This is a genomic window from Paratractidigestivibacter sp. (assembly GCF_052362415.1).
In the GTDB taxonomy this organism is placed as follows: domain Bacteria; phylum Actinomycetota; class Coriobacteriia; order Coriobacteriales; family Atopobiaceae; genus Paratractidigestivibacter.
Map to the genome: position 1 here is coordinate 1 of NZ_DAWEMK010000134.1, position 383 is coordinate 383.

The window sequence follows — 383 nt, forward strand, 5'->3', positions numbered from 1 at the left end:
CCCATCTACACCGAGCTCTGCGAGTCGCAGGGCGTCTTGGACAAGGCCGCGGGCTCCGTCTTGCCCGCGGCGACGACGGAAGGGGGCGACCGCTGATGGCCGGCAAGGGAGGGGCGCCCAAGCGCCCGCAGGACCTGGGCCGCACGCTGCGCGCGCTCCTTTCGTACATGGGGCACGCCAAGTGGCGGCTGTTCGCGGTGGGCGTGCTCGTCACCGTCTCCGGCGCGGCGAACCTCGCGGGCACCTATATGATCAAGCCGGTGGTGAACACCGTCGGCCAGGGAGACTACCAGGGCTTCGCTCGCCTCATCGCCCTCACGGCCGCCATCTACGCCGTGGGCGTGGCGAGCGCCGTGGGCTACACGCAGACCATGGTCCGCGCG

General features: G+C 71.3%; 1 pseudogene. It reads left to right on the forward strand.

What is annotated here, in order from left to right:
- Positions 1 to 95: 95 nt before the first annotated feature.
- Positions 96 to 383: pseudogene (locus ACT84W_RS09775) on the forward strand (ABC transporter ATP-binding protein); the annotation flags it as partial.